Here is a 3,250-nt window from a genome sequence, read left to right as displayed (position 1 = left end):
AAGCGCGAGTCCACCACGCGCTCCACGGTCTTGCCGGCCAGGTCGGCCACGCCGCCCAGCTGGTCCAGCCAGGTGCCGATCACGGCCGTGTCGCCCGTGGCCGCGATGTACTGGCTGGCCAGCTGGGTCTGGATGCTGGACACCAGAGTGGCGCAGCGCTGCTGGATCTCCACCAAGCGCGCGTTGAAGCTGCTGGCCTGGGCCGAAGCATCCGACTTGCTGTCGGTGTAGGCATCCTGTGCCTTGAAGAAGTTTTCCAGCTTGAGCCGGTACTGCACCCAGTCGGGATGCTCGATGGCGTTGTTGTCCGCGTCAAAGTGGTACTGGGCCACGCTGGGCTCGGTCGGCTTGGTGGGCGCCGTGCCCGCGCCGGCCCAGGACTTGGACAGGGCCAGGTCCGCGAATTCCTTGAGCAGCTTGTCCAGCTCGCTGCGCCAGTTCGTGCATTTGCTGCCGGGTGCCACCGAGGCCTCCACCAGGTCGGCCAGCTTGGCTGCCTGGTCGGCCGTGAGCACGGTTTCGCCAGAGCGCTCGCCGGCCGTGTCCGGAAACTCGTGCCGCTGCAGCGCCTCCACCAGCGCGGGCCTGCGGAAGGGATAGCTGTACGGCATGGCGGCCACCGGCACGGCCCAGCCGCTGGCCGTGCTGACGGCCCCGAGCCGCGTGGTGTCCATCTCGCAGGCCTTGGCGCGGGCGGCCGAGACCACGGCATAGAGATTCCCAGCCCAGGCGCCGGCCCCTACGGCGGTAGACAGGGACAGCCCGTAGTTGGATGTGGCGCCGGCATAAGCCTTGCCATTGGCATCCCAGCGGATCGCCTCCTGGTGGCCCTCGTGCTGGATCACCGTGGCCAGCAGGTCCGCCCGCACCAGCTCGGCGAAGTCGCCATACAGCCAGGTCTTGGCCTCTTCGGTCGTGAACTCGTCCACCACCTGCAGCGTGACCGTGGGCTTGACCGGGCGCACCACGCCCAGCAGCCGGTCGTTGCCGCGCACGTCCAGCGCACGCGGCGCGGCGCTGCCGTCGTTGGTGGTCTGGTAGGTGCGCTCGGTGGCCTCGTCGTTGATCTGGCCCTTGACCAGGGACAGCTCCTGCGCCCAAGAGCGGATGGGCGCGGCCGGGTTCTGCTGCACGGCGCCGCTGGCATCTCGCGCGAAGCGGTGCAGCGTGCGGGTACCAGCCAGGCATGCCGAGTGGCGCCGGTCGGTGGCCAGCGGCCAGAACTCGGAGCTGGGCAGGAAGAGATTGAAGTGCTCCCGGGCGAAGTTCGCGCCCAGCGCGCGGTCGGACACGCTGGGCGCCTCGCCCGGGAATGCGGACAGCTTGTAGGTGGTCATGGCCTGCAGGCTGGCAGGCTTGGCACCAGCGCGGACTGGCCGCTACAGCACGATGGCCGCTGCCGCGATGAACAGCTCATCGAGCTGCTGCTGGCTCAGGCCCAACTCCGCAGCGACACGCGCGAGGAATGGGCTACTGCGCTCCCAGTTCACCGTGTCGTTCAAAGCGACCTCGGCCAGCAGCTTGTCGTTGGGATCTTCGATGCCGGCCATGAAGGCCAGCACCTGCGGCCACAGGCCGGCCTGGATCAGCGCCGCCTTGCCCTGGGCTCGGGTGATGGCCTGGGGCACGGGCACTGGTAGCGGGTCCGCAGGCTCTGGCACGTTGCCTGCCGCGCACCAGGCCAGGTAGGCCAGGTAGTCCGGGTTCCTGTTTGGGAACTCGGGTGTGTCCGTGAGCGCAATGGTGGAAATAGTGCCATCCGCATTGCTACGAAACACCCGTTGGTCATGAGCCAGTTGATACATTGGAGTTGTCATGTCAATTGACCTCCTGCAACAAGTGTTCCAGGATTCACGCCTGGGACAGAGTTGGCCCCACCTCCCCCCGTGCTAACCGTCGAATTCCCACCCGCATAATACTTTGCCCCTCCGCCACCTAGCGAACCTGTGACCGTTGTGTTAGCCCAAGCCACAGCAGAGTTTGTTAGAACGTTAATGAAATAATTTTGACATGAAGAATTGACAAAGGTTGTTCTCTGACTCGCAACATATATCCTGCCGTAATATGTGGCATATAACCCATACCCAAAATTACCATTGATAGTTATATTGCCAATAATAATATTTCCACCATTTGCAGAATAAAGCAGCACATAGGGCGCTACGCCGTTCCCGCCGAATGTTATATCGAACAGATCAACCAAACAGTTATGATCTCCGACTATGAGATATGTATTACTACTTCCCTGAGCGGCAACGACAGATAGATTTTTGATAGTTACACGACAAGCAGCCAACGAAAAAGCTGATACCCCTGCAGTCGCTTCAACATACGTAACGCCCGCACCAGCGCCCTCAAAGATGAAATTTCCACCAAACGCGGATGAAGCCCCAACATATACGCCTGAGAAATTTCCCGGGCCAATTTTAATCAATGTTGAAATATTGGATCTATCAACAAGGTTGGCTGCGTAAACTGCTTGCGCTAGTGTTTTGAATGCACCCGCAGGACTATCGGTCATTCCATTGTTCGCATCATTGCCATCAGCACGAACATAGAGAATTAGCCCAGCATTTGCGTACTGCCTTACAGATAAATTCAATCTTGCGGCTGCGGCAGAGGTCGCTCCTGTCCCACCACTGGAGATGGGTTGCACCCCAAAAGCGCTCTGCAGTCGCCATGGACCAAATCCCAGGACGCCCATTTTCCGGCGCTCCATCACCGGACTTTCTTCTGTCAGGAGCCTCGTAATCTGATACTGATAGCCGGCCGACGTATGCGTACGTGTCTCGACGTAGCACCACATTTCAGGCGCCCAGGGGCTATTCTTGAAGTTGAACCCGTCATAAATTCGGTTCTCATCAGGCAGAAGATTCAAGTCTGTGCCGGCAGGAAGCAAGACGGGCTTCGAGGTCAGCGCATCAGTGATGCCGTAACCCGTGGTCGTGGTGGGCTTGCCGGTGAGATTGGCGAACTGCTTGGCAGCGTCCAGCGCTGCCTGCAGCCCGGCCACGGTTTCAATGGCCTGCGTACCCGTGTGCGTGCCCCGGTCCCGCAGTTGCGCGTCGGTGGCATTCTTGGTGGCACCAGTCGCCACACCGCTGAGCTTTGTTGCCGCCTCGTCGGTGAAATCGTTGGCGCTCAGGCCCTTGCCTGGCACCTTGTCCACCTTGCCCTGCAGATCCGCCGCCGTGGCCAAGGGTTGGGCAAACGTGGGGTTCGGGTACTGGCCGGCCAGCACGCCACCGGC

General features: G+C 61.4%; 2 protein-coding genes and 1 pseudogene. All 3 read right to left on the bottom strand.

The annotated features are described in order from the left end of the window. Positions 1-1,337 (bottom strand): annotated as a pseudogene (locus ACF8NF_RS17945) (hypothetical protein); the annotation flags it as partial. A 42-nt stretch (positions 1,338-1,379) separates the two neighbouring features. Beyond that, positions 1,380-1,817 (bottom strand): hypothetical protein, encoded by a 438-nt coding sequence (locus ACF8NF_RS17940; RefSeq protein WP_392451001.1) that lies wholly within the window; start codon positions 1,815-1,817, stop codon positions 1,380-1,382. Then, positions 1,814-3,250 (bottom strand): hypothetical protein (locus tag ACF8NF_RS17935; protein ID WP_392451000.1); only part of this gene is annotated, 1,437 nt, incomplete at its 5' end. The genes ACF8NF_RS17935 and ACF8NF_RS17940, both read right to left, overlap by 4 nt.

Source organism: Delftia sp. WSY_22 (assembly GCF_043104185.1).
GTDB classification, from domain to species: Bacteria; Pseudomonadota; Gammaproteobacteria; order Burkholderiales; family Burkholderiaceae_C; genus Comamonas; species Comamonas tsuruhatensis.
Note: the sequence above shows the minus strand (reverse complement) of the source record. Positions and strands in the feature narration are given on the sequence as shown.